The sequence below is a fragment of the Vibrio crassostreae genome (assembly GCF_024347415.1).
GTDB classification, from domain to species: domain Bacteria; phylum Pseudomonadota; class Gammaproteobacteria; order Enterobacterales; family Vibrionaceae; genus Vibrio; species Vibrio crassostreae.
In genome coordinates this window covers 1,680,375-1,707,108 of sequence record NZ_AP025477.1, presented here as the reverse complement: position 1 = coordinate 1,707,108, position 26,734 = coordinate 1,680,375, and the positions used below count along the sequence as shown (strand labels likewise).

Genomic DNA, 26,734 nt, shown 5'->3' with positions numbered 1-26,734 from the left:
TCTTTTCTCTTTTCTCTTTTCTCTTTTCTCTTCAAACAAGTATTTCGTTTTCATCACAGTCTATTGCTTTCACTATAATCTATTGAATTATTAAGATATCTATCACACTCCACATGGTTATTTAGGTCTACGCTTTTACGCGTGTTAATAACTTATTAACTTTGGAGCGTAATTCATGTTAGGTATCCAGCTTCCTGCTGTTCTCTTTTTATTCTTCTTTTCTTCAGTAGCAGGCGCGGCTACCTCTCAATTAGGGGAGCCTCTCAAGCTAACTAACTCATTTGTCGGCTACCTATCACTGACCATTTTCGTTATCGCCTACATTGTGGTGATGATGGAAGAGTACCTAAAGCTCCGAAAATCCAAGCCTGTGCTACTTGCGGCCGGCCTGATTTGGATAATCATTGGTTTTACCTACCAAGAACACAACCTCGTTGAAGTCGCTAAACAAGCGCTCGAACACAACTTACTTGAATACGCCGAGCTATTACTTTTTCTACTCGTCGCTATGACTTACATCAGCGCCATGGAAGAGAGAAGACTGTTTGATGCGTTGCAAGCTTGGATGGTCGGCAAAGGCTTTAACTTCCGATCTCTGTTCTGGCTAACCGGTATTCTGGCCTTCTTTATCTCACCTATCGCAGACAACCTCACGACAGCTCTATTGATGTGTGCCGTGGTTCTGAAAGTCGCAGGATCCAACCCTAAATTCGTTAACTTAGCCTGTGTAAATATCGTAATAGCCGCTAACGCTGGCGGCGCATTCAGCCCATTCGGCGACATCACAACACTGATGGTGTGGCAAGCTGGTTATGTGAGCTTCAGTGAGTTCATTCCCTTATTTATTCCTTCAGTGATGAATTACCTCGTCCCTGCACTGATCATGTCTTACTTTGTTCCAACAACCCAACCCGATACGGTGCATCAACACGTTGAATTAAAACGTGGTGCAAGACGCATCGTGTTCTTGTTCATCATGACGATAGCCACTGCGGTTGCTTTCCATGCCGTACTCCACTTCCCTCCGGTCATGGGGATGATGATGGGGCTGGCGTATCTACAGTTCTTTGGGTATTTCTTGCGTAAGACCTTACCGAATTCACTAGCGAAGAAAAAGGCAGTGGCGATTGCCAATAATGATGAGGGGGCATTGAAACGACTCGGTTCAGTCGTGCCCTTTGATGTATTTCGGAGAGTGTCGCATGCCGAATGGGACACCCTGCTGTTCTTCTACGGCGTGGTGATGTGTGTCGGTGGCTTAAGCTTGCTTGGTTACTTGGAACTCGCGTCTGGTGTGATGTATAGCCAATGGGATCCAATTTGGGCCAACATTATGGTCGGGATTCTATCTGCGATTGTCGATAACATTCCGGTAATGTTTGCCGTGTTATCCATGGAGCCACAAATGTCGATGGGCAACTGGCTACTGATCACCTTAACCGCTGGAGTTGGTGGTAGCTTATTATCTATTGGTAGTGCAGCTGGAGTAGCATTAATGGGGGCAGCGCATGGCAAATACACCTTCTTTGGCCACTTGAAATGGATGCCAGTGATCATGATTGGCTATGCCGTCAGTATCGCTGCTCACTTATGGCTAAATGGCGGGCTTTTCTAATTCGATGATCCTTTCAAAGGTTGTTCAACGCGTGTCCAGACGTTGCTTAACTGCATCGCTGGACACCGATTGCAGGTTAGCACCGCGCCTTCGTGTTGTATTCGCATCACCAATCCAGAATCTTCTCGGCTATTCGCTGAATTCAACTTAATGTTGAGCAAATCACCTTCAACACGATAGGTTCGAGTCACGGAATTATCCGTTGTTTGATAAATCACTTGTCCCGACTCGAAATACAAATAGCTGTCATTGTCAGCGTTCTCGTACACGCCTTTAAATATAACAAGTTGTGGGACCTCGAAAGGTCGGCTGGTATCAGTTAAGCAACCTGTCAGCAATAATGCGCAGCTGCAGCCAGATATTAATAAGGGAAATCTATTCATTTGGGCATCCTTGCCTAGAGAACATAGTCAAAGAATATGCAACCAAATAGATATTTTCCAGAAAGCGTTGATTTTAATGCAAAGTCACATTTTAAGAACTATTAGCTTTTGTCCTTGAGTGCTACGTAATCCTCAGCCAGCATCACGACAGGCTCGTTGCCAAATCGCTTACTAGTCTTGCTCTCTTCCCTCTATCACCAACAAGCGCTGTTTACGTACTACGCCACCTGCATACCCCGTCAGCTTGCCATTTTTGCCAATCACACGGTGACACGGCACAATCACTGAAACCGGATTTTTGCCATTCGCCAAACCCACAGCACGAACGGCTTTCGGATTGCCTATCGCATCGGCCAGTTGTGCATAGCTCCAAGTCTCTCCATAAGGAATGGTCGTCAGCGCCTGCCAAACCGACTGCTGAAATGGCGTGCCCTTGGCTGCAATCGGCACAGAAAATTGGATAGCTTCGCCTGAGAAATAGCGATTAAGCTGCTCGATAGCCAATGCAAAGATCGGAAAGCTATCATCTTGAACACCCAACTGTTCCGGCTTGGTGGTATGTGTTTCAAACCAAAGGCCGAGCAAGCCCTCATTGTTCGCCTGTAAAGTTACGGTTCCCAATGGGCTCTCATAATAAGTAAAACGGTTAGCCATAATATCTCCTCGCTTAGTATTCCGATTAAGATTGATTCCAACAATGGAATGTGGCGTAACTGCCCCACGGCGACACGCTTTGTGTATTAATAGCAGGGCGATGCTCAATAAACTTCTTCACCACCAAGTCACCAACCAACAGATGATTAGGTTCGCTTAACCCACGAAGCAGTGCATATTGAATCGTCCAAGGTCCAATGCCTTTTAGCTCAATCCATTTGGAAGGATGCTCAGCTTCATTGTCGACCATGTATTCGGCAAAACGCTTTAGGGTCTCTTTGCGGCTTCCCGGCATTCTCAAGAAGCTAACATCAGCCTCCGCTATCTGCTTTGGCGTTGGGAAATACGCTTTCTCGGATGCATCAGAAAGCTCTTTAACCAATAAGTTGAGCTGGCCAATCGCTGCGATTACCGAGACTTGCTGCCCGAGGATCGCTCTCACTCCTGCTTCCCAAGGATTCCATACGCCAGGGATACGGATACCACTCTTGGCCACCAAGTTAGGATCGATAGTCTCAAAGAAGGCCTCGACCTTTGCAATATCGACATCAAGATCGAACATACGTCGAATATTCGCAATCAAGCTTCTTAAATGGCTTATATCGTCCAACTCAAATTCAATATCCAAGCGGTTATCTTTAGCCAGAGTCGCCTGGAACCAGCCCTTCGACCCGTTCACATTTACCGTTCGCTGGTAATAGTCCTCACCTACCTCTTCTAAGCCTTCAATCATTCTTCGTCGATAGAAAGCTAACAGGTGCTTCCAATCCAAAGGACCGTGAAAACCAAGCTGAATATGATTACTCACACTATCACTTAGCTTTGCCCGCCGAATTTGACTTGGCGAAAGCTGCAGTTCTTTTTGAAAGGCATCATTGAAACGACGTGTGCTATTAAAGCCACTCGCAAAACCTACATCGGTAATGCTCATGCTACTGGTATGCAGCAACTGCTTAGCAAACATCAACTGGCTATAAAGGCTATATTGCTTGGGTGACACACCGATGTAATTGTCGAATAAGGTTCGTAAGTAACGATCGGAAATGCCTAAACGGGTCGCAAGATCGACGATAGATCCTGAATTCAGCGCGCCATTATCAATCAACTGCATCGCACGTAAGAAAGTGGTTTCGACGCCCTTCCAAGCTGGAGAAAAAGGTGCGCTGTCTGGTCGACAACGTAAACAAGGGCGATACCCAGCCTTTAGCGCCTGAGCTTGATGGGAAAAGTATTCGACGTTTTCCTCTTTAGGTGGCGTTGCTGGGCAAATCGGGCGACAAAATATCCCTGTCGTTTTCACCGCTGTGAAAAACATTCCATCAAAGCGAGCATCTCGCGCATATCGAGCCAGATGACACTGCTCGTTCGTTAAGGTGCTGTTGTGATTGATATTTTTCGACATGCTGTACTCTTCCCATTTGCCATCGCTTTCGATCCGATAACTAAAAGTTTACCGTGAACCACCATAGTCGCTAGCCACTTTCGGAACTGAAGGTTAGATAAATCACAAAAAAGGGTTTTCTTTTTATTCAATTCGACTAAATTTAATCTTGAGAAGAAATTCTTCTCACAACGTCAACGATCGGTACTTAGCACGCCAAGATGCAGAGACCTATCGAATATAAAAAGGAAAAGGCTATGGTTCTACACACATGTCGTATTGTTTTATCAAACCAACAGGTTCTCACCAGTCAATCAGTCGAGCAATCTCTTTGCTTTCTTGAAAACAAAGCAGATAACGGGATTTCTAAGATTGAGATTGACGCAACGGATGGCCACACAATCCATTCGTACATGTCACACTCTCTCGAAGAGTCTATTGAGAATCTCATGAACCTATAAGTGTGTTAACACTATAGAGCCTTAAAATAGGGCTAGATATACCAGGCTTAAACGATTTTATTGGAATGAGAAACGATCTCTAGTTCCGAAAAGAAGTACATCTCTGGTTTAAAACAAAAATGGCTCCTAACTAATTAGGAGCCATTTTTTATTTAACCTAAACAACAAAGCATATTGGTTATAGCAAATGCCGTTACTCAGGAGCTTGTTCAGCGGCTTGTTGCAGCGTGTAAGCGGTCGATGGGTCAATCTCATTAACCAATTTCTCAACCTGCATGATCGCATCCACCGAGGTGCTGCTCTTGCGGTAACTCAGATAAATTGGGCGATACCAGTCTTCCACCCCTTTCACCTTGTGCAGCTGACCCGAATCGATAAAAGGTTCAACTAGAGATACCGGAAGATATGCACTACCACCTTTCTCTAAAATGAAATCAAGGGCGATACGAGCCGTAGAGGTACGAAGATACGGCGCTGGCACTTTAGGGTGACGTTCTGCGTGTTCAGAACCAAAACGCGTTCCCCAATCCACATACACATACTTATGTTGGAATACAGATTCCAGGTCATCTTGCTGCGTTGATACCAACACCAAAACCAAATCAGCGACTTTTTTACAGTTCAGCTCTTCCGCTTTGATCTGATCGAACGCGAAAGCCATATCTAAGGTTCGTTCTAACAAATTACGGTTCAGTTGCTCGCGCCCCATCACCTCTGCCATAAAGCCATAACCACCAAAAGAGTCGGTCACAACACTTAAACAGTTTTGCAGATACGCATCCCAAATATTCGGCGTGCCGCCCAGCGTTAACTGCAAGGCTTTACCACTCTCTAACGACAGCTCAAATTTCGCTTGTTGTAAGGTGGAAACCATCACTTCAGCATAACCAATCAAACGTTCACCGGAAGATGTGAGTTTGATGTTATTGCGGTCACGAATGAAGAGTTGAGTATCAAAATAGCCTTCAAGCTGCTTGATTCGCGCACTCACCGCCGCTTGCGTTAAATACAAGTTTTCAGCTGCACGCCCAAAATGGCGCACCCTTGCAACCTCAAGAAAGGTTCTAAATACTTTCACATCCATCAAATACATCTCTGTAATAAATCTGCTAACTAGCCGATCTAGGATTGTTTATCGTAAAGGCAAAAACGTTTTGTTTCCTATTTTAGCCTTTTAACAATATTTTCGCGTGAGCAATAAACACTAATTTCTATCTAACCACATTACTGAGGCTGATATGTCTGAGACCGAATTCCGTCACGGAAAAAAACGTTTTTATGACACCATTAAATTCCCACGAGGGTTCGCTAAGTCGGGTGATTTTACTCTGTCAGAAGAGGAAATCCTAACCTTGTTTGGTGACACTATGCTTGCACTTGAAACTGGTGAACTAGCACCAATCAATGCAGAAGAAAAACACTTCATTAAAGTGTTGTCTCACCCTCATAAGGCAAAGTCCAAGTTAGAGCGTGTTTGGTTGAAGTACATTCAACTAGCTCGTGGACGCCGTCGCTTTCATACCCTAAACGGCTGCAAACGCGGCGAAGTGCCTAGGGAAGAATACGAAAGTGAGTTAGTGTTAGAAGATTAGTAAAATCGCTCAAGGTGATACCTCATCACTTTGGGCTTTTTTTTTCCTTCAATGCTTACACTTCAAGCTCGCTTTTTCTTCTTAGTTGGTAAGTTTAGCTAACCTGTTCGGATTTACCAATATTTATAGATAATTCATAGCGATAGCGTGAATCAACATCTATTCTAGTCACCCTAAGTGTGTCTAACCCGACTAAATTCTTCGAACCTCGCTCAACAACTTCCTTTTATCACGATAGTGGCACATTGCCATCATTATTTTTCACGCCTCAACTATACTCTCAAAGCCAGTGAGTACGCAGCAGCTCTTTAATACGCCAAAGCTTATAAATCTGCAGAAACGCACAGACCCTTTCAGGCACTGAATCAAATCAACATTCCTGTATATGACAAGCGTATTAATCTTGTTTAACGCCACCAAATATCCATACAATTATTGTGCAATTTTGAGAGTTCTAGTCACAGATACAACGAAAAAAGCAAAAAATTGACCTAAAACAATAGCGGAACCTGATAACTTATTTTATAATGCGAATTAATGTTTCAGAACACTATAAAATTTTATTTCTAGGGGCAAAATCAATGAGACTTATTCCATTAAGCAACAAAGCAAAAGTAGGTAAATGGGCTGCTCGTCATATCGCAGATTCGATCAACAAATTCGCTCCAACTGCTGAGCGTCCATTTGTACTAGGTCTTCCTACTGGTAGCACACCTCTAACTACTTATGCTGAGCTAATTGAACTTTACAAAGCTGGCGAAGTTAGCTTCAAGCACGTTGTAACATTCAACATGGATGAGTACGTTGGTATCGACCCTAACCACCCAGAGTCTTACCGCACATTCATGCACGAGAACTTCTTCAACCACGTTGATATCCAAGCAGAAAACATCAACCTGCTAGACGGTCAAGCTGAAGACATCGATGCTCACTGTGCAGCATACGAAGAGAAAATCCGTTCATACGGCAAAATCAACCTGTTCATGGGCGGCGTAGGCATCGACGGTCACATCGCATTCAACGAACCAGGTTCTTCTCTATCTTCACGCACTCGTATCAAAACGTTAACTGAAGACACTCGTATCGCGAACTCTCGTTTCTTCGATGGCGACATCAACCAAGTTCCTAAATACGCACTAACTATCGGTGTTGCTACTCTTCTAGATTCAGAAGAAGTAATGATCCTTTCTCTAGGCCACAACAAAGCTCAAGCACTTCAAATGGCTATCGAAGGTTCTGTAAACCACATGTGGACTGTTACAGCTCTACAGATGCACCGTAAAGCTATCATCGTTGCTGATGAGCCTGCTCAACAAGAGCTAAAAGTTAAGACTCTACGCTACTTCCAAGAGCTAGAAGCTGAAAACATCCAAGACCTATAATCTCAGGTTTTGTTGAGACAAAAAGCCACATTATGTGGCTTTTTTTGTACCTGAATTTCGCAGTCAAGGTACAAGACTATCCAACGATTAAAACAAAACGTGCAGATTGTAATCGACATAAGAATCGTCAATTTGTGTCATGCTTAGCTCGGAAGAAATAGGAGGGCTGGAGTGAATACAAAAAAGCGATTTCTCAAACTAGAGAAACCGCCATCATTTTAAATTTTGGATTGAAACGAACGAACAGCTACAAGATATGTAGGATGAAAAACAAGATAAGCAAGACTATAAACTAAAGCTAAGAACTCAGCGCGTTATCTCGGCACAAGGTAGTGATAATGTCAGTGATAGCTAAAACGATCGTCGACTTCACTTTTTGATTATGTCGCCCCAAAAACATTTCAAGCATTGGACCAGACATGGTCTCCACCATCTCCACATCATATTCGATTGGCATAATACGCTGAATCGCGTGTACCTTATTAAGCTCAAATATAATGTCGACTTCTGTGAAACTGGTGTCGTCACCCTGTATTTTCGCCCACTCTTTCAAGGTAACGAAAACCTCTAAATCGTCATAAAGCTCTTTACTGATGACACCAAGCCCTAATAGTAGCTTAGCGCGAATCATAATCTCGCCTAACGGGCCACCGCTGTTAAGAAGAGGTTCTACAACGAACTTAATTGCAGTGTCATCTTTCTTAAAGATATTCTTTAATACGGCATCTACCGTGTCATCCAATGCATCGTAAGCCGCCATTAGGCAGGCGCCAGCACTCTCAGCTTCTGATAGGGCTTCGAGTAATTCAGTTTCATGGCTAGGATGTATTGGCATAACGGCTCGGTAATAAGAAAGTGCCACAGGTGTGGCACTTTGATGATTTATCATTTCAATGCTAGATAAGCTTGTTCCGCTAGTTTAACAACTTCTGAGTCACTATTCAGCTCAGAATAATGCGCTAATGTCTCAGCAAAACCTTTTTCTGCGAACATTGCCTGAAGTTCAACCGCTTGTGGGTCATCTTCATTCTTGTAATGGAACGCAGCTGCGATCGCTTTTACTAGGTGTGCATTAGGAAGACCGTATTCTAGCGTACCGTTCAATGGCTTGACTAGACGATCTTGTGGGCTCAGCTTACGAATAGGCTGACGGCCAACACGATCCACTTCATCACGTAGGAACGGGTTCGCAAAACGACCAAGAATTTTCTGGATGTATGCCGCGTGCGCTTCAGGATCGAAGCCGTAACGCTTGATCAGAACTGCACCACTCTCTTCCATCGTTGCTGTTACTTCAGAGTAGATCGATTGGTCTTCAATAGCATCTTTAATTGTCTCGTGACCCGCAAGCACACCAAGGTATGCCGTTACCAAGTGACCTGTGTTTAGCGTGAACAGTTTACGCTCAACGAAAGCCATTAGGTTATCTGTGCATTCCATACCTGGGATGTTTGGAATCTCACCTTTAAATTGTGTTTGGTCTACGATCCACTCACTGAACGTTTCAACCGTTACTGCTAGTGGGTCTGTTTCGCCAGCTTCTGCCGGTGGAACGATACGGTCAACCGCTGAATCAACAAAACCAATGTGCTGTTCAGTGAAGGCTTTCATGTCATCAGAAAGGTGCTCTAGAACTGCTGCTTTTAATTGGCTAGTACCGCGAACCATGTTCTCTGCCGCGATGATGTTCATTGGTGCAGTGTTGTTTGCTGCTGCACGCTTTTCAATGCCTTGAGCGATAGACTTAGAGATAATTTTAAGAACAGTAGGACCTACTGCTGTTGTCACAATGTCAGACTCAGCAATGCAATCTACCACTGCGCTTGTTGCTGAGTTTACTGCCGTTACGTTCTTAACAACTTCAACAACACACTCTTCGCCAACAATCTTAACTGGGTATTCTTGGCGTTCAATTAACGCATTTACAACCGTTTCATTTACGTCAGCAAACGTAACCTTCATACCAGCGTCAGAAAGAAGCTTACCAATGAAACCACGACCGATATTACCTGCACCAAAATGTAACGCTTTCATAATTTTGACCTTATAAATATTTGAATCTAGATAGCTAACTGCTCAACAACATGCCTTGACGATGTGCCCTAGGCATTAAGCAGTAAGCTATTCAGACTGAATCTTCTTAGAGAGATTAAGACCGAAAATGAGGCCAGTAGGGGGATACCGGCCTCCTTCACTCAGGAGCTTGACTAGAGCTTTTTAGTTTCCGTTGAGAATACGTAGAACATCAGCAGGGTTTGTTGTGTTCTGTAGGCATTCCACAGCTTCTTCATCATCCAGTGAATTGGTAATAGCCATCAGCACCATGTTGTGCTCATCGCCTTGTGCGGCAATACCGATAACCATCTTAGCGATATCATCTTCATCTTCGCCCCACTGAATACCTTCAGGGTACTGACAGAAAACGATGCCGGTTTTTTGTACGTATTGTTTCGCTTCGATTGTGCCGTGTGGTACTGCGATAGACTCACCTAGGTAGGTAGACACAAGCTCTTCACGAGCAAACATGCCAGCTACGTATTCAGGCGATACGTTGCCAAGTTTTACCAGTTGGTCGCCAGCGAACTTGATTGCGTCTTCTTTTTGAGTCGCTTTTAGGCCAAGGAAGATGCTGTCGTCTGTTAGTGCAAGCTTGTTGCCTTCTTGTGCTGGAGCGGCTGCAGGAGCCGGAGCTTCTACTTTCGCTTCACCACTTTGAGCGTCGGTAAGCTCAGCGACTAGCTGGTCGTATACGCCACCGTCTAGGAAGTTGTTCAGAGACATATGCATTGCACCTGGTACGGTTTTACGTGCACGGTCTGTTAAGTCTTTATGCGTAATAACGATTTGCGAATCAGCAGGTAGGTTGTTGATTGCGTAGTTGGTTACCTCGATGTCTAGGCCTGCTGCTGCTACCTTTTTGCGAAGTAGACCAGCACCCATTGCACTCGAACCCATACCTGCATCACAAGCTACATAGACAGCTTTAACATCCGCTAGGTTTACGTTTGTTTCTGCTGCTGCACCTTTAGAAGACGCTTTCATGTCTTTCATTTGAGCAGAGGCTTTTTCTAGTGAATCTTCGTCGTCACCTTGAGCTGAAGTCTTAAGTAGAATTGAAGCTACGATGAAAGACACAGCCGTTGCAGCAATAACAGAAAGAATCACACCGATGTAAGAGCCTTTAGGTGTCATCAACAATACTGCGAAGATAGAACCTGGAGATGCTGGAGAGATAAGGCCAGAATCGAACACTACGTTAGTGAATACACCCGCCATACCACCTGCGATTACAGCAAGGATTAGACGTGGGTTCATTAGAACGTAAGGGAAGTAAATTTCGTGGATACCACCTAGGAAGTGGATGATAGAAGCACCAGCAGCAGATTGCTTCGCGCTACCTTTACCAAACACCATGTAAGCAAGTAGAAGACCAAAACCAGGACCTGGGTTCGCTTCGATTAGGAAGAAGATTGAACGACCAATTTCTTCAGATTGCTGGATACCTAGTGGAGAGAAGATACCGTGGTTGATTGCGTTGTTTAGGAATAAGATTTTCGCAGGTTCAACAAAGATAGATGCAAGAGGTAGTGCACCTGCTTCAACCATCACGTTAACGCCAGCCGCTAAACCAGAAGACAGAACTTTAACTGCAGGACCAATCACGATGAACGCGATGATTGCGCAGATCATACCGATGATACCAGCAGAGAAGTTGTTCACTAGCATTTCGAAACCACTCTTCACTTTACCGTGAACAGCTTCATCGAATTTCTTAATTGCGATACCACCTAGTGGACCTACAATCATTGCACCCATGAACATTGGGATATCAGTACCAACGATAACACCCATTGTTGTGATAGCGCCGACTACCGCACCGCGGTCACCACCAACCATTTTACCACCGGTGTAACCGATCAATAGTGGTAGAAGGTATGTAATCATAGGACCAACCATTGATGCTAACGTTTCGTTAGGCCACCAACCTGTTGGGATGAATAGTGCAGTAATGAAACCCCACGCAATGAATGCGCCGATGTTTGGCATTACCATATTAGATAAGAAACGACCAAAGTTTTGAACCTTGATCTTAGCTTCTGGTGATAACATAGGTAGAACCCCGTAGTGTATTGGTTGGTCAAATGACCGAAAGTGTGTGCTCAAAAGTTGATTAAAATGTATCACAACATTCCCAAAATGCACTCCAGCCCAACTTTCGTGATAACCATCACACACAAAAAACACTTTGTGGTTAACAGTAACGCCTTAGATCACAAAAATGTCATGAATTTAAATTACAAAACAAAATTAGTGAGAATAACTCTCATTAACACACGATCAAGATCACACTTTCACTCGCGACCATAAAAAATAAATGGTGATCAAAATCACACTTAATAAAAGTTCACTCCATAAAACTATAAACCACGTATAAAAGAACGCCATACAAAGTGTGAAATATACGCACACTCTTGAGTATGAATTGGCATTGTGTAATTTAATTACAAAACCAATGGGATATAGATCACACTCAAAATTATCCTATCGCATCTTCTCGATTACACTATCGGCTTGTGCATCATGCGCACCTTCACCACACTATTTCAGCAAAAGCTGAGCACAACGCACTGCTGTCAGCGACAAGAGATGTGTTATTGTATTTACCTATTCATATTCACCACCGCCTCAACCTGAATCCGCAGATCGCTCTGCTTTGAGAAAAGACTATGTCAGACAAAATTTCCACATCAGCACTCGCGAAACAGAAAGGCGTAGAAGCCAAAGCGCTATTTGGTGATCTAAAAACCGCTGGCTATATTGTGCGTTCACAAGAGCGTTGGGTACTGACAGAGCGAGGGGAAAGTTTTGGTGGGGAGTATGTGGAGCACAAAAAGTTTGGTGTCTTTATCGTATGGCCAGAAAAACTGCTTATCGACTTAGAGTCATTCTCTGGCAAAACATTAACCGCGACGCAACTTGGTCACGCCTTTGAGCTCAGCGCCAAGAAGATCAACTTATTGCTCAATGAACTTGGGTGGATAAAGAAAGAAGAAGATGGCTGGCACGTCACCTCCACAGGCTTAAAAGCCGGAGGTGAACAAAGAGAAGACAAAGCGACTGAGAATTTATTTGTGGTGTGGCACGACTCGTTAGTCCGCAATAAACGATTAAAGCAATCTGTTGTCGAGTTCTTAGGCCACGATGCAGAAAGCCACTCGACCGATGTGTCGTTTTCTAGCTTCCGTCAGAAATTTGAGGCGAAACACCGAACCTTAGATGGGCACTATGTTCGTTCAAAGGGAGAGCTGATCATCGATAACTGGCTTTATATGGCAGGAGTAGTGCATGCGTATGAGCGTCCACTACCAATATCAAAAGAAGTGATCAGTGATTTTTACCTGCCAAATGGCAAGGTATACATCCAGTTCTGGGGAACGGACTCTGCACCTATCCCAGAAGACAAACGCGTTGAAACGAGAGAAACATACGCAGAACACGGCTTCAGCTTAATTGAACTCACCCCAGAAGATATCCCAAACCTAGACAGTGTACTTCCACCATTATTGCGTCAATATGGCATCAAGGCGTACTAAGCGACTGATCTTAGCGCGCCATAACACATCAAGATCACATTTAATTACTCATTATGGAAATTATTTACCATAGTGATTTGATATGTTCGCTATTTTTCCCCACCCCATCTTCTATTATCTTACACCCATCGACTTGAGCTACCGCAGATACTCGATTTAATTGGGGCATGTTCGATAACTATCTAGACGTTCAATCTATTGAGAGCCGTCTAAATGCGTTATCCGTTTATTGTTGACGTTACCGAACATAAACCCCTACAACATATATATTGATAGATATTAGGATTCAACATGACTCATCCAATCATTTCAGATCTAAACACTCGCTACACAGCTAAAAAATACGATGCAGAAAAGCGCATCTCTGCGGAAGACATGGAAGTAATCAAAGAAGCACTTCGTTTGTCAGCTTCTTCTATCAACTCTCAGCCTTGGAAATTCATCATCATTGAGAGTGACGCAGCAAAACAACGCTTCCACAATACTTTCGAAAACATGTTCCAGTTTAACCAACCACATGCGAAAGAAGCGTCACACACGATCCTGTTTGCTCACGATCCTAAATACACTAAAGAGAAATTCGCGAAGCGTGCAGATACAGAAGTAAGCTCTGGTCACCTACCAGCTGAAATGTACGAGCAATTCTTAGGTGCTTACGCATTTGCAGAAATGAACACAGACGAAACAGGTTTCAACGGTAACTGGACTAAGTCTCAAGTTTACATCGCACTAGGTAACACACTGCACACACTTGCTCGCCTAGGTATCGCTTCAACACCTATGGAAGGTGTAGACGCTGCTATGATCAGCGAAGAATTTGCTGACGAACTAGAAGGCCACGTTGTTGATGTAGCGCTAGCTATCGGCTACCACAAAGACGGCGAAGACTACAACCACGGTAAACCAAAAGCGCGTCTAGCTCTTGATGAAGTCGTTACCACGCTATAACAGTTACCGCGCTATAATAGGCACAACGCTGTAATAGCTGAAACAAACAAATCGCACTGCTTTATTTGGCCAGACGCTCGTCTGGCCTTTTTTATATCTGTTATTTATCCAAGCCACTACCCACCGACTAGTCATAAAGACACGTTAAAATCAATATGATTACAAAAACCAACAAGTCATAAAGACACAAACAGGAGCTCAAAAATCAAACAAAAACAACCAAAACAATAACTTAAAAACATGGCACAACTAGTGCAATGAGAGCCTTAGATATTTCAATAAGGTACTATCATTATGACTATTCACGTTAAATCAAATGTTCACTGGGTCGGCGTCCACGATTGGGAAACCGAGCACTTCCACGGTAAGGAATACCACATGAACAAAGGTACGAGTTATAACTCGTACCTGATCCGTGAAGAGAAGACAGTGCTTGTCGATACTGTCGATCATCGCTTTACTGAGCAATTCCTTGCAAACCTAGAGATGGAAATCGATATCAATGAGATCGATTACATCATTTGCCAGCACGCTGAAGAAGACCACTCCGGAGCCCTTTCTGCACTATTAGCCAAAATTCCAAACACACCGGTTTACTGCACAGAAGCTGGTGTTAACTCGATTGTTGGCCATCACCATCAACCAGATTGGAACTTCAGAACCGTAAAAACCGGCGACACGCTCGATGTCGGTAACGGCAAGCAACTTATCTTTGTTGAGATGAAGATGTTGCACTGGCCAGACTCAATGGCGACCTACTTAACTGGCGATGAAATCCTGTTCAGTAATGATGCATTCGGCCAACACTACTGTGACGAAAACCTATTCAACGACCAGCTAGACCAAGTAGAGCTTCACGATCAATGTCTGCGTTATTTCTCTAACATCCTGACGCCATTTGCACCTCTAGTAAAAGCGAAGATAGAAGAAGTGTTGAGTTTAGGTGTGCCGATCGATGTGATTGCGACTTCTCACGGTTGTATTTGGCGCGACAATGCGACTCAAATCGTTGAGCAATATTACGAGTGGTCGAAAGCCTACAAAGAAGATCGTATCACGATTGTCTACGACACCATGTCCAACAACACTCGCATGATGGCTGACGCGATCGCCAAAGGTATCCGCAAAGGCAGCCCAGAAACAGCAATCAAGGTCTTCAACATCTCTAAGCACGACAAGAATGACATCCTTGCCAATATCTTCCGCTCGAAGGGTGTGCTTGTTGGGTCATCGACCATGAACAACGTGATGATGCCGCAAATCGCAGCGCTACTTGAAGAAATACACGGCCTGCGCTTTGCAGGAAAAAGAGCCGCAGCATTTGGTTCTTCAGGTTGGACTGGCGGCGCAGTAAAACGCATCGATGCTCGCTTACGTGAAGCCAACTTCGAAGTGAGCGCACCTCAGCATATTCACTGGAAACCGGATACCGACGCACTTCGCCAATGTATTGATTACGGCATGACATTGGCTGAGGTGTGGCGTGCAGAAGCCGATGAAGTGAGCACACCAAAACAAGTATCACGCAATGTAACACCGCTCGAAGCCACACCGGCACCGGAGAACACCACTTCCGAGCTCAAAGACACGGCAGAGCAGAAGCCAGAAGAAGCGCAAGATAAGCCTGTACATAGCGCAGACTGCACTTGCTGGCGCTGTACTGTGTGTGAATGGGTGTACGATCCACAACTGGGTGAACCCTACCAAGGCGTTGAACCAGGAACACCATGGGCACAAGTGCCGGATGATTTCCTTTGCCCAGAATGTCATCTAGGCAAAGAAGTGTTTGTGGAGAAGTAACATGTCGAACATTGTGATTGTGGGCGGCGGTTTCGCTGCCCTTCAAACCATAAAGATGGTACGTAAAATTGACCAAGATATCGCGATTACTATGATCACGGCAGATGCTGGCGTTGAGTACAGTAAGCCAAATCTTTCGCACGCGTTCAGCCAAGCACAAACGCCAGAAACACTGGCAATACATAGCGCTCAACAGTTGGCTGAGCAATACAACGTCGTTATCAAAACCAAAGCGCTTGTAAGTGAAATCGATACCAAGCAGCAGTGTGTTCATGTTGATGGGCAAATCATCCACTATTCGAAGTTGGTATTAGCAACGGGAGCGACACCTTTCATACCACCAGCGGAAGGGCTTAAACGCAGCGCGACCATTACGTTAAATAGCTTGGAAGAGTTCGAAAAACACAAAGCGCAGGTTGATCAAGCACAGCGAGTCACTGTGATTGGAGGAGGCTTGATTGGGGTCGAGCTTGCATTCGATCTTCAAACTACGGGCAAAAGTGTCACGATAATCGAACCCGCAAGTTATCTATTGAATAACTTAGTGCCGCCTTTCGTTTCACTTGAGCTGGAAAAGGAGCTAGCAAAAGCAGGGGTTACCGTCGAAACCGACTCTGCGATTTGTCGAGCGACTTATCTTCATGATGGAGTCAGGCTACAAACTACCGCCTCTCGATTAATACGAGCAGATATCGTGATTGCCGCAGCAGGGTTAAGGCCAAATACAGCTTTAGCCACGCAAGCGGGAATTGAGGTCAACAGAGGTATTGTGGTCGATGACACCCTGAAAACCAGTGCCAACAATGTGTATGCGATTGGTGATTGCGCTGAAATTGAAGGTCGTGTGATGGCCTATTTACAGCCAGCAATCTTGTCGGCAAACGTGTTGGCGAAGCAGCTGACTATGGATAAAGGAGAGAGCAAAGTAGGCGAAGCAAAGCTCAGCTTGCCTCATATGATCACCAAGGTGAAAACACCGAGTTATCCTATTCAGCTTGCAGGGCGCGATATTCACACTGCTCAGAGCTGGGAAACTCGATTCGATCCTAAAGGTATAGTCGCCAAAGGCTTCAATGAAGATAACCAGTTGGTTGGGTTCATTGTCACAGGAGAGCACATCAAAGCCGCATTTCCTTTGCTAAAGGAGTTGCAAATAAGTTCACCATCATAAGCACAAAGGTGTAAAAGCAGTCGACTCATTATATTGGTCGACTGTAGTCAACACAAAAATGCACATCAAATTCGGGAAAATTTGATGCTTATACTAGAGCAACTCTAGTATAAGCAAGCAATAAAAAAGCCAGTCAACAGACTGGCTTTCTTGTATTCATCTTAGTGCGATGAGCTTACCGCACTTAAACAAAGGCGAACTTTAACCGATAAACGAGATGTAACCTTGAAGAATAATCAGGTTAACGATATCGATAAAGAAGGCACCAACAATTGGCACAACCATGAAGGCTTGGGGTGACGGACCGAATCTGTTCACCAAAGAACCCATGTTCATTACCGCTGTTGGTGTTGCACCTAGACCGAAACCACAGTGACCACCCGCCATAACCGCTGCGTCGTAGTTAGAACCCATTACTTTGAATGTCACAAAGTAAGAGAAAATACCTAACACCACAGCCTGAACTGCAAGGATAGCCAAAAACGGAATCGCAAGGTCAAAGATGTTCCAAAGCTTAAGGCTCATTAGCGCCATGGCAAGGAACAGGGACAATGATACCGTACCAAGAATATCGACCGTTTCGCTGTCAGTCTTATGCAGCTTAGTCACTTCAAACACGTTAGTGATGAACACACCGATAAACAACGCGTAAACGAAGTCAGGAATCATCAACCAAGAAATTTCAAAAGTCGCCACCCACTGCTCTAGGTACTTCGCACCCGTGATACAGATAAGAAGGATGAACAACACTTCAATCACCTTCTTCGCCGTCACTTTGTCTTCTTCATACTCGTTGTAAGTAACAAGTTCAGGGAAGCGTTCGTGCGTTTGCGTGCCAGTACCGTACTCAGATTCAAGCTGGTTTTTATCAATCAGCTTTTGCGCCACTGGGCTACCAATAATACCACCGATGATCAAACCAAAGGTCGCTGAAGCCATTGCGATTTCTAGCGTATTTGCAATGCCAAACGTGTCTGCAAAAGTTTGCGACCAAGCCGCGCCTGTACCGTGGCCACCCGAAAGCGTGATAGAGCCAGCAATCAAACCCATCAAGGGTTCAAGGCCTAGTGCCGTTGCTAAGGTTACGCCTACACCGTTTTGGATAATGATATAGACCGACGCTACCCCTAAGAATAGGAATACTTTAGCACCACCTTTCATCAGCTGTGTGTAGTTAGCCGCAAGGCCGACCGTTGCAAAGAACATCAACATAAAGGTGTTCTGCAAGGGCAAAGAAAACTCTAGATCAAGGCCGTTAAAGTGCAGGGCTGTAATAGCAAAAGCGACAATCAAGCCGCCGACAATGGGCTCTGGAATGTTGTACTTTTTGAGAACAGGAAGCTTTGCATTGACGAAATGACCTAGAAACAAAACACTAATCGCGATTAGGAAGGATTCTAGTGGTCCAATTGAAATTAATTGATTCATATAACCTCTATTTTTTACGTTCTCATCTTCCTTAATGAGTCTAGTTTTATCTGTAATTATCTGTGCTGCTCTACCTATATTTATGCAAACTGGAGAGAAATTGTAGATTCGAGAAGCGAACACATTACTGCGAACACTTAGTGCCATGTTAGTAGCTCGTTAACTTTTATAGGAGATAAAAGGATTTGTGACAACAATCACCTCCAAAAAGTTAAAAGCGGCGTGAGTAATTTTGCCGCTGACTCTGCTTTTTTAATACCTAAAAAAGCAAAAAGGAGCTATTACTAGCTCCTCTTTCATTACCATCGCTGGTAATTAGAATTTTTTCGGTGCGTAACCAGTCATAACCTCAATGCGAAGTTCTTTACCGATCTTCGTCATTGGGTGAACAATTACGAGTCCTTTAACAGACTTTTTAAGTTTACCCATATCCGCTTGCTCAGCTTTTGTAATCTCACGGCTAAATGGCATATCAACCAAAGACTTACGCTCTTGGTTCACATCGTAGCTTTCTTTGTGTTTAAGCTGGGCAATTTTCTTAGTTAGCTTCTTAATCTCTTCCTCGAATTGACGAACAACAGGACGATCATTACGAGTTTTAGCAGCATCTAACTTGTGGCGACACTTGTCTAGACGGTTGTTAATTTGTTGAAGTTCGTTTTTAACACTCATAATAATTTCCTAAGATTTAACAAGCCAATTCGGATTGGGGCGCGGAGTATAGCACAAGGGTTCACTTGAACCGAAATTTATCTGTTAATTACCAACAGAAACAAATCACATCGATACCGTTCATTCAGGTTACCTATTCTTTGTGGCGAGCCTCTGAGCGGATTATTCATTGATAGGATAGCGTCTACCTCAAAAATTGCAGTCCTCGATACATCAAAATTCCGTCTAAACTTATACTCTAACGCAGTAACTAACTCAGGGTACACAGCTTGGGGTATCCTCCCCTGCAACGACTCTGATTCGCAACGTAATCACAAGGATAACCGATGACATTATTGAAAAGAATATTGACCTACAGTCTAGCCCTGAGTTCAATGTTTGCCGCAACTTATGCATCTAGTGAACAAACACCCCAAAATAACCTAATCGTCGAGTACTCTGCACCGACAAATTCCGAAGAAGAGCAGCTCAAACGCGAGATTCAAATCAGTGGCGTTAATGACACCGTGGTCGATCTATCAAACCAACTCTTCATGTTTGAGAAGCCATTAACCATTCAATATGGCGGAGAGGACGGGCCCCTCTACGATCCACAAACCCATCAAGTGCTGATCCCTTACCGCTTTTACGCTGAATCACTTAACTACTTTGAGAAGAACCAATACGAAAAAGAGTATGGAAAATCTGCGCAAACTGGCGCTATCGATACCTTACTACACACTCTGCTGCACGAAGCAGGACATGCTTATATTGAAGACCAAAAGATTGCCATCTTGGGCAAAGAGGAAGATGCGGTCGACAACCTAGCGACCATCCTATTACTTAACTATGTGGAACATGGCGCCGATGCCGCGATCAGCGCAGCAGACATGTTCGCTTTCGAATCAGAAGACCGCCCAGAATATTACGACTTAGGGGAATACATCGACGAGCACAGTTTCGACCTGCAGCGTTACTTCTCTACTTTATGCTTGGTGTATGGCAGCGACCCTGATGCCTATAAGAACTTGCTCGATGAAGTGGAAAATGACTATTTGAAAGATCGGAAAGAGTTCTGTGTGGAGCATTTTGATGTGATCAATGAAAATTGGCATCAGTATTTAAAAGAGAGTGACGATACTTAAAGGTGTGTCAAGAACGAGATAAAACGGCTTTGGCATCAAACTCCAAAGCCGCCACTCGATAGGTTGGCTTAAGTCTTATGTGTTAAGAGTTAAGAGTTAAGAGTTAAGAGTTAAGAGTTTAAGCCCTAGACCTTCACTTTATATTTAAGATCTTGAGCTTCATCGCCTGTCATACCTCGAAATCCCCAGCAGTGCGATGGCTGTTCTTTGATGGTGATTTCAATATCAATCGGAGAGATAGCCAACTGCTTTTCTATTTCAGAAAATATCTTCTTTATTAGGCGTTTCTTGGTGTTCACCGCTCGACCTTCCATCATATTGATTTCAATGACGGTATAGGCTTCTGTTCTTCCTTCCGGGTAAAAGAAGTCATCCCGTTCCAATGGCACAAACCGATGTGCGCGCTTGTCATCAGGCAAACCCATTTCACTGTTTAAACACTGCTGCAACACGTTTGATAGTTGCAACTTAATTGGATTTAAGCACTCTTTGATACCATAAATAACAATCATGACCATTCCTTTGATGCGATGTTAGGTATAGAGGAACGTTAGATAGAAGCATCGTCTAGCGACCACCCATTCGCTTACTATTTGTACATATACTACCTAATGACACGTGTGAGAAAAGGTAAAAACAATGAATTTATGAACAGGTGCAACAAAATACTTATCCCTTTGCAAACATAAGTCGAAGCGAATTGATCGAACACCGCTATCCCGGCGTATATCTTCTAAAATCACATTTGAATTAAGGAGTACTATGTGCCGAATTCACCTAGTAAGGCCACACGGACAGACGCCGAACCAGAAACACCCGCAGAGTCTTCGCTAGAAGTCGCTGTGTTTCCGCTCCCCATCTTCCTGTTACCAAGAGGTCGTCAAAGGCTACGCATTTTCGAGCCCAAATACCTTGCGATGGTCGCACACGCAGCGCAGGGCGATGGCTTTATCATTGCTACTCAAGACAACGTAAACGCTGATCACCTTAGCTCTTGGGGAACAAAAGTATCCATCGTAGACTTTAATATGGCTGATGATCAGATATTGGAAATCGATGTGGAAGGCCAGCAGCTAGTGCAGCTTCACTCCTCTCACAGAGACACTGCTGGCTTGATCAAAAGCAAATTCAGACCACTGCCCCATTGGCCGGTTCTCGACTACGACGTGCCTAACGTGTTTACAGCGTTTTTGGTTCAGCTGTTTCGCGACCACGATTCGATAAGAACCCTTTACCCCACTCCTGATTTCGAAAGCCCGCAATGGATTTGCGCGCGACTACTCGAAATGATGCCTATCCCTTTGGAAAAGAAAACAGAGTTCACCGAGCCCGCTAGCTTTCCTTCTTTAGTTCCTTTTTTGAATCAAATCATTACGGGGCAATAAGCACTTTTCTTCACTATAATTTTGTATAGTGGAAAATAATTTAAATTAAAGTGATCCCGGCCTTCAACTTTCACGTAGTGCCACTCAAATTCGCATGATGGTTATTTACTATGCAAGTCGAAAGTAGAAGTTCAGGGAAAGGCAAGGAGCATGTCATTATCCCAGACAAAAAAACAACGAACGAATCCAAGGTTCCAACAGAGCTTTCAAGCTGGTTGATCTTAGTTGGTACAGACCGAGACAAGCAGGCATTTACCTGTTTGTTCAAGTTCTTTGCCCCCAAGATAAAGCGTTTCGGAATCAGCAAGTTAGGCGGTGAAGCTGCTGCGAACGAGCTGGTTCAAGACACCATGACTAACGTTTGGAAGAAAGCCCACCTTTACAATGAAGATAAGGGCGCTGCGACGACTTGGGTCTACACAGTCATGCGAAATGCTGCGTTTGATATGTTACGCAAAGTAAAAGCCAAAGCGGAACAGACAATCGCAGACGACATCTGGCCTATTGACGCGATGGTTGCGGAATCTCAAAGTGATGAATTACCGTTTGGCGATCATTTGATGAGCCGACACGTAATGACACAAATAGAGAAGCTGCCTCTGGCTCAGAAAACCATTGTGAAAGGTGTCTACTTTCAAGAGCTCTCTCAAGAACAGCTTGCACAACAACTTGGCGTCCCACTTGGAACCGTGAAATCACGTCTAAGACTCGCTTTAGCCAAACTTAAGGTTCACATGGGGGAACAAAGCCATGATTAAACATCACCCAAATGCTGAAATTTTGAAAGATTTTGTCGATGGCACGCTTGCAGACTCTGTTTCATTGATTGTTTCTAGTCACGTAGAACTGTGTGAACATTGCCAACAGCAGGTTAAGCAGCTTACCGCTGAGGCGGCGAACAATGCCTTTGATAAAGAACCTGCGTTCACGAACGAAGAGTCAGGCGGCTTTTCAATGGACGACATGGATTTCGACTTTGATGCAATTGAGCAGATTACTGCTGATTTATCTCAGTCAGTGGAAGTTGAGCCAAAGGTAGAGCAAGTTACCGTTGCAGATACCACATTCACTATTCCTCGCGCTCTGAACTCGGTGGCGAGAAAAGATTGGATGAACCTAGGCAAAATTTCACGCGCAAGACTCGATTTCGATGACGAAGCACATCACACAAGTTTGCTGCATATCGATAAAAACGGACAAGTGCCTTGCCACACTCACAAAGGTTTCGAAATTACACTTCTTTTAGAAGGCAGTTTCGAAGACGAAATGGGCGTCTACAACAAAGGCGACTTCATCTGGCTAGATGGCAGTCACACTCATCAACCTGCGACCAAAGAAGGTTGTGTGTGCTTGACCGTTTCAAGTGATGCCTTGTACTTCACTAAAGGTGTCAGCCAACTGTTCAACCCACTAGGTAAATACATTTACTAGTTAAGAAGGATTTACCGGGTAGATCACAAGATGCACAGCGTTGGCTAGGTGGAAAGGTAACAACCGGACTAAAGTAAACTGGAATAAGCAACAAGCCACATAATATAAAAACAATAATGAGCAATGAGCGTAAGGAATTGACCAATGGATAAGAAAATAAAAATAGGCATTAGTGCATGTGTCGCCGGTCATAAAGTTCGGTTCGATACTGGCCATAAACGTTCTCGCTTCTGCACAGACGACTTAGCAGATTACGTTGAGTTGGAACCCGTTTGTCCAGAGATGGGCGTTGGTCTGCCAACGCCTCGCCCAACTATTCGCCAGACTCGGATGTTAGACGATATCATTCACGTCTCCCGTCCAGACGGTTCTGGTGATGTGACCAATGAGTTAATCGAGTTCGGTCAAAACTACTCGAAGAACAATCAGCACATTGCTGGATTCATTGTTTGCCAAAAGAGCCCAACTTGCGGTATGGAGCGAGTGAAAGTGTACCACCACCATGGTCGTGGTTCTGAGTCGACTGGTATTGGCATGTTTACTAAGCAGATCATGGACGCTAACCCGTTACTTCCTGTTGAAGAAAACGGGCGACTTAACGACCCTATTTTGCGCGAGAACTTCATGACTCGTGTCTTCACCTATCAAAAGTGGCTCGACCTTGTGGATGAGGGTGTAACAAAACACAAGCTTATCCAGTTCCACAGTGCGCACAAGTATCTAGTGATGTGTCACCACGTAGAGAGTTACAAAAGTTTGGGCAATCTGCTAGCGAGCAATAAACTCGACATTAATGAGCTTGCAGACCAATATATTAAAGGCCTGATGACGGCGTTATCACATCATGCCAACCGTGGTACTCACGCCAATACTCTGCAACACCTGCAAGGCTATTTCAAGAAGCAGCTGAGCAGTGCTCACAAGCAAGAACTCTCAAGCCAAATTACATCATTCAGAGAGGGCGTAATTCCGTTACTAGTGCCGTTGACACTGATCAACCACTACCTAATGGAGTACCCAAACGAGTACTTGGAGTCACAGGTTTACCTAAACCCTCACCCACAAGAACTTAAACTGAGATACGGATATTGAGCAACATTCTATGGATACGACGAGACCTGCGGATTCACGATAACCCAGCGCTCGTCGCGGCAGTTGAAAACGGCGTGTCTATCGCCGTTTTTATTTCAACACCACAGCAATGGCAGCAACACCACCTTGCCCCCATCAAAGCCGATTTCATTTATCGTCACCTAAAACAGCTCGAATCCCAACTCGCTGAGTTTGGGATTTCATTGCTGCATCTCAAAGCCAGCGATTTTGATGACCAAGCCCGACAGCTCATCGAATTATACGAACAACTTGATGCTAAGTGCGTATACGCAAATTCAGAACCTGAGGTAGATGAACAAACCCGTGACCAGCAACTGATATCAAATGGGGTAAACCTTCAGATCAGCTCTTGTGACGTTATGCTGCCATTAGGTAGCGTTCTTAACAAACAAGGCGAGATGTTCAAAGTCTTTACGCCATTTAAGAACGCTTGGTTAAAAGAAGTTCAGGTGAAAGGTATCATCTGTAGCCCGGCTCCTATCGTGCCCGCTAAGCTTCAACAAACACAGCTTCAACAAACTCAGCGTCCACAATCACAACTTCCTGACGACTTAAATGCTTCAAGAATCTCCGCTGACTATGATTTTGACTTTCCGCGTGTTGATTCAAGCCGCTGGCCATTAAGCCAAGATGTATTGGGCAATGTGATCCCGAATTTCTTAACCAATAAAGTCAACGACTACACGCGCCTGAGAGATATTCCCTCGGTAAAAGGCACGTCTGGTCTATCACCTTATTTGGCGATTGGCGCTGTGAGCCCACGTTGGCTAGCGATTCAGCTGATTCAGCAACAACCCGATTTGTTGTTTGATACTCAGCTGCCGGCCTTTTCTTGGCTTAATGAATTGATTTGGCGTGATTTTTATAAGCATTTGATGTTCCACCATCCTAAACTGGTTAAAGGAGCGAACTTTCAGCAAAAATACAATGGATTAGACTGGTATCAAGATCACCCTAGCTTCAAAGCATGGTGCGAAGGAAAAACCGGATATCCATTGGTTGATGCAGCCATGCGTCAACTGGTTGAAACGGGCTGGATGCACAACAGGCTAAGAATGGTGGTGGCAAGCTTCCTAACCAAGCACCTGCTTATTGACTGGCGCTGGGGCGAGCGTTTCTTTATGTCACACCTTATCGACGGTGACTTTAGCGCCAACAACGGTGGCTGGCAGTGGGCTTCAAGTACTGGCTGCGATGCTCAACCTTACTTTCGAATTTTCAATCCAATCACCCAGAGTGAAAAGTTTGATCCAAAAGGAATTTTTATTCGTAAGTACATACCAGAGCTGCAAAACATCCCTGATAAGCATGTGCATTTTCCACATGACTTTATCGCTAAAAACGGGATAGACAGCGAATACTGGCAACCCATCGTTGAGCACAAACAAGCACGATTGAGAGCCTTAGCCTTCTTCAAATAATTAGAGTGAATATTATGGATAACTCTCTATGGCTTGATAACTTTCTCAACATGTATCGAGAACTCGGAACAGACAATTTCGACGTGCTGAAGACGGTTTATCACCCTGATATTGAATTCCAAGATCCGCTGCACCATGTCAGCGGTATTTCTGCGCTTACTCACTACTTCGAGAACCTCTACACCCAAGTGACGAGCTGTTACTTCCACATTGAACACACTTTCGAAGTGAACGATGAAGCTTCGGTTTACTGGACGATGCAATTTGCTCACAAGCAACTAAATGGGCAAAAGCCGATCGAAGTACAAGGACACAGCCACCTCAAGATGTTCGACGGTCAGGTGATTTACCACAGAGACTACCTCGACGTCGGTTCTATGTTGTATGAACACATTCCAGTACTGGGCTGCGCGATTAAATCCATCAAAAAGAGAGCGAGCCGATAATGCGTATTATGATTACAGGCGCGACCTCAGGTATCGGCCAATCCCTCGCTAAAGATTACGCTCAGCAAGGGCATCAGGTGATTGCTTGTGGCCGCAACCCAGACAAACTGCAAGCCTTAGTTGATTCTCACGATACAGACATCGCACATTCATCCATTTCACCGCTCTGTTTCGATCTGACCGATTACCACAACTTCCCAGAACTCGACCAAGACAAGCCGCTCGATCTGCTGATTCTAAATGCGGGTGATTGTGAATACATCGACGACCCATTGAATTTTGATGCCGAACTTTTCGAGCGCGTCATCAACATAAACCTAATTTCAATTGGCTACGCCCTTAAAGCCTGGTTAAAAAACATCAAGCCCGGCGGCCGTTTGGTTATAGTCAGCTCCAGCGCCAGCTTTTTACCTTTACCTAGAGCCGAGGCTTATGGCGCTTCAAAGGCAGCCCTCACCTACTTAGGCAGAACACTTTCGGTTGATCTGGCAACGCACAACATTCATGTCTCAATTGTGCACCCTGGCTTTGTTGAAACGCCATTAACCGAGCGAAATACGTTCGCTATGCCTATGATTATTAGTAGTGAGGCCGCAACTCAAAGAATCGTAAATGGTATCGCTCAAGGAAAGAGTGAAATCGATTTCCCAAGACGATTCATCATGTTGATGAAGCTACTAAGAATGCTTCCAACTCCAGTTTGGCAAAAACTCGCTTCAAGGATGGTATAACA

At 44.4% G+C, this 26,734-nt stretch carries 26 protein-coding genes; 16 read left to right on the top strand and 10 right to left on the bottom strand.

The window, feature by feature from the left end:
• Nucleotides 1–175: 175 nt before the first annotated feature.
• Nucleotides 176–1,615: a sodium:proton antiporter NhaD gene (gene nhaD / locus OC193_RS23295; RefSeq protein ID WP_048663927.1), complete on the top strand. Its 1,440-nt coding sequence runs from the start codon at nt 176–178 to the stop codon at nt 1,613–1,615.
• On the opposite strand, the gene OC193_RS23290 is transcribed toward nhaD, so the two are convergent.
• The 3 genes from OC193_RS23290 to OC193_RS23280 form a co-directional block, all read right to left on the bottom strand.
• The gene (locus OC193_RS23290; RefSeq protein WP_048663929.1) at nt 1,612–1,998 is read right to left on the bottom strand and encodes a hypothetical protein; all 387 of its coding nucleotides are present in this window, start codon (nt 1,996–1,998) and stop codon (nt 1,612–1,614) included. The genes nhaD and OC193_RS23290 overlap by 4 nt on opposite strands.
• Nucleotides 1,999–2,169: 171 nt before the next feature.
• The gene (locus tag OC193_RS23285) at nt 2,170–2,652 is read right to left on the bottom strand and encodes a methylated-DNA--[protein]-cysteine S-methyltransferase (RefSeq protein WP_048663930.1); all 483 of its coding nucleotides are present in this window, start codon (nt 2,650–2,652) and stop codon (nt 2,170–2,172) included.
• A gap of 25 nt (nt 2,653–2,677) precedes the next feature.
• Nucleotides 2,678–4,054 carry an AlkA N-terminal domain-containing protein gene (locus tag OC193_RS23280; RefSeq protein WP_048660611.1) on the bottom strand — a complete coding sequence of 459 codons (1,377 nt, stop codon included), beginning with the start codon at nt 4,052–4,054 and terminating at the stop codon, nt 2,678–2,680.
• A 236-nt stretch (nt 4,055–4,290) separates the two neighbouring features.
• Between OC193_RS23280 and OC193_RS23275 the strand changes: the two genes are divergently transcribed.
• Entirely contained in the window at nt 4,291–4,494 is a 204-nt protein-coding gene (locus OC193_RS23275) for a hypothetical protein (protein ID WP_048660610.1), read from the top strand.
• Nucleotides 4,495–4,687: 193 nt separating this feature from the next.
• Here the strand turns inward: OC193_RS23275 and OC193_RS23270 are convergent, their stop codons facing one another.
• Nucleotides 4,688–5,578, bottom strand: a complete 891-nt coding sequence (locus OC193_RS23270) for a LysR family transcriptional regulator (RefSeq protein ID WP_029405267.1) — start codon at nt 5,576–5,578, stop codon at nt 4,688–4,690.
• 154 nt (nt 5,579–5,732) lie between these two features.
• Here OC193_RS23270 and OC193_RS23265 point away from each other — a divergent pair, with 154 nt between their 5' ends.
• A complete protein-coding gene (locus OC193_RS23265) occupies nt 5,733–6,086 on the top strand; it encodes a DUF413 domain-containing protein (RefSeq protein ID WP_019819999.1) in 354 nt (117 codons plus the stop codon).
• Between the two features lie 581 nt (nt 6,087–6,667).
• Nucleotides 6,668–7,468, top strand: a complete 801-nt coding sequence (gene nagB, locus OC193_RS23260; protein WP_008216780.1) for a glucosamine-6-phosphate deaminase — start codon at nt 6,668–6,670, stop codon at nt 7,466–7,468.
• A 298-nt stretch (nt 7,469–7,766) separates the two neighbouring features.
• On the opposite strand, the gene OC193_RS23255 is transcribed toward nagB, so the two are convergent.
• The 3 genes from OC193_RS23255 to OC193_RS23245 all read right to left on the bottom strand — a co-directional run bounded on the left by OC193_RS23255 (nt 7,767) and on the right by OC193_RS23245 (nt 11,578).
• Nucleotides 7,767–8,303 (bottom strand): MltR family transcriptional regulator, encoded by a 537-nt coding sequence (locus OC193_RS23255; protein ID WP_196299425.1) that lies wholly within the window; start codon nt 8,301–8,303, stop codon nt 7,767–7,769.
• 50 nt (nt 8,304–8,353) lie between these two features.
• Nucleotides 8,354–9,502, bottom strand: a complete 1,149-nt coding sequence (locus OC193_RS23250) for a mannitol-1-phosphate 5-dehydrogenase (protein ID WP_048663933.1) — start codon at nt 9,500–9,502, stop codon at nt 8,354–8,356.
• 183 nt (nt 9,503–9,685) lie between these two features.
• Nucleotides 9,686–11,578, bottom strand: coding sequence for a PTS mannitol transporter subunit IICBA (locus OC193_RS23245; protein WP_048663935.1), 1,893 nt, complete (start codon nt 11,576–11,578; stop codon nt 9,686–9,688).
• A gap of 617 nt (nt 11,579–12,195) precedes the next feature.
• Here OC193_RS23245 and OC193_RS23240 point away from each other — a divergent pair.
• The 4 genes from OC193_RS23240 (at nt 12,196) to norW (ending at nt 16,981) form a co-directional block, all read left to right on the top strand.
• On the top strand, nt 12,196–13,062 hold the full coding sequence (locus tag OC193_RS23240; RefSeq protein WP_048663938.1) for a hypothetical protein: 867 nt from the start codon (nt 12,196–12,198) through the stop codon (nt 13,060–13,062).
• Nucleotides 13,063–13,353: 291 nt separating this feature from the next.
• The gene (locus tag OC193_RS23235) at nt 13,354–14,010 is read left to right on the top strand and encodes an NAD(P)H-dependent oxidoreductase (protein WP_048663939.1); all 657 of its coding nucleotides are present in this window, start codon (nt 13,354–13,356) and stop codon (nt 14,008–14,010) included.
• A 294-nt stretch (nt 14,011–14,304) separates the two neighbouring features.
• Nucleotides 14,305–15,810 (top strand): anaerobic nitric oxide reductase flavorubredoxin, encoded by a 1,506-nt coding sequence (gene norV, locus OC193_RS23230; protein WP_048663940.1) that lies wholly within the window; start codon nt 14,305–14,307, stop codon nt 15,808–15,810.
• A 1-nt stretch (nt 15,811) separates the two neighbouring features.
• A complete protein-coding gene (norW, locus tag OC193_RS23225; protein WP_048663941.1) occupies nt 15,812–16,981 on the top strand; it encodes an NADH:flavorubredoxin reductase NorW in 1,170 nt (389 codons plus the stop codon).
• 201 nt (nt 16,982–17,182) lie between these two features.
• Here norW and gltS read toward each other — a convergent pair whose 3' ends face one another.
• Together gltS and OC193_RS23215 are read right to left on the bottom strand one after the other, a co-directional pair.
• Nucleotides 17,183–18,409 (bottom strand): sodium/glutamate symporter, encoded by a 1,227-nt coding sequence (gene gltS, locus OC193_RS23220; RefSeq protein WP_048660602.1) that lies wholly within the window; start codon nt 18,407–18,409, stop codon nt 17,183–17,185.
• Between the two features lie 315 nt (nt 18,410–18,724).
• Complete coding sequence (locus OC193_RS23215; protein ID WP_017060971.1) at nt 18,725–19,081, bottom strand: YibL family ribosome-associated protein; 357 nt, start codon at nt 19,079–19,081, stop codon at nt 18,725–18,727.
• Between the two features lie 326 nt (nt 19,082–19,407).
• Between OC193_RS23215 and OC193_RS23210 the strand changes: the two genes are divergently transcribed.
• Nucleotides 19,408–20,205, top strand: coding sequence for a DUF4344 domain-containing metallopeptidase (locus tag OC193_RS23210; RefSeq protein ID WP_048663943.1), 798 nt, complete (start codon nt 19,408–19,410; stop codon nt 20,203–20,205).
• 125 nt (nt 20,206–20,330) lie between these two features.
• On the opposite strand, the gene OC193_RS23205 is transcribed toward OC193_RS23210, so the two are convergent.
• A complete protein-coding gene (locus OC193_RS23205) occupies nt 20,331–20,717 on the bottom strand; it encodes a tautomerase family protein (RefSeq protein WP_017070218.1) in 387 nt (128 codons plus the stop codon).
• A 252-nt stretch (nt 20,718–20,969) separates the two neighbouring features.
• Between OC193_RS23205 and OC193_RS23200 the strand changes: the two genes are divergently transcribed.
• The 7 genes from OC193_RS23200 (at nt 20,970) to OC193_RS23170 (ending at nt 26,732) form a co-directional block, all read left to right on the top strand.
• The gene (locus OC193_RS23200; protein ID WP_048660600.1) at nt 20,970–21,590 is read left to right on the top strand and encodes an LON peptidase substrate-binding domain-containing protein; all 621 of its coding nucleotides are present in this window, start codon (nt 20,970–20,972) and stop codon (nt 21,588–21,590) included.
• A 110-nt stretch (nt 21,591–21,700) separates the two neighbouring features.
• Nucleotides 21,701–22,348 (top strand): sigma-70 family RNA polymerase sigma factor, encoded by a 648-nt coding sequence (locus OC193_RS23195; RefSeq protein WP_048663944.1) that lies wholly within the window; start codon nt 21,701–21,703, stop codon nt 22,346–22,348.
• Entirely contained in the window at nt 22,341–23,021 is a 681-nt protein-coding gene (locus OC193_RS23190; protein WP_048663946.1) for a ChrR family anti-sigma-E factor, read from the top strand. Before OC193_RS23195 ends, OC193_RS23190 begins: the two co-directional genes overlap by 8 nt.
• Before the next feature lie 144 nt (nt 23,022–23,165).
• On the top strand, nt 23,166–24,113 hold the full coding sequence (locus OC193_RS23185) for a YbgA family protein (RefSeq protein WP_048663947.1): 948 nt from the start codon (nt 23,166–23,168) through the stop codon (nt 24,111–24,113).
• Complete coding sequence (gene phrB, locus OC193_RS23180; RefSeq protein WP_048663949.1) at nt 24,110–25,555, top strand: deoxyribodipyrimidine photo-lyase; 1,446 nt, start codon at nt 24,110–24,112, stop codon at nt 25,553–25,555. Before OC193_RS23185 ends, phrB begins: the two co-directional genes overlap by 4 nt.
• 14 nt (nt 25,556–25,569) lie before the next feature.
• Complete coding sequence (locus OC193_RS23175; RefSeq protein ID WP_048660595.1) at nt 25,570–26,001, top strand: nuclear transport factor 2 family protein; 432 nt, start codon at nt 25,570–25,572, stop codon at nt 25,999–26,001.
• Complete coding sequence (locus OC193_RS23170; protein ID WP_048660594.1) at nt 26,001–26,732, top strand: SDR family NAD(P)-dependent oxidoreductase; 732 nt, start codon at nt 26,001–26,003, stop codon at nt 26,730–26,732. The genes OC193_RS23175 and OC193_RS23170 overlap by 1 nt, the downstream gene beginning before the upstream one ends.
• The last annotated feature ends 2 nt before the right edge of the window (nt 26,733–26,734 follow it).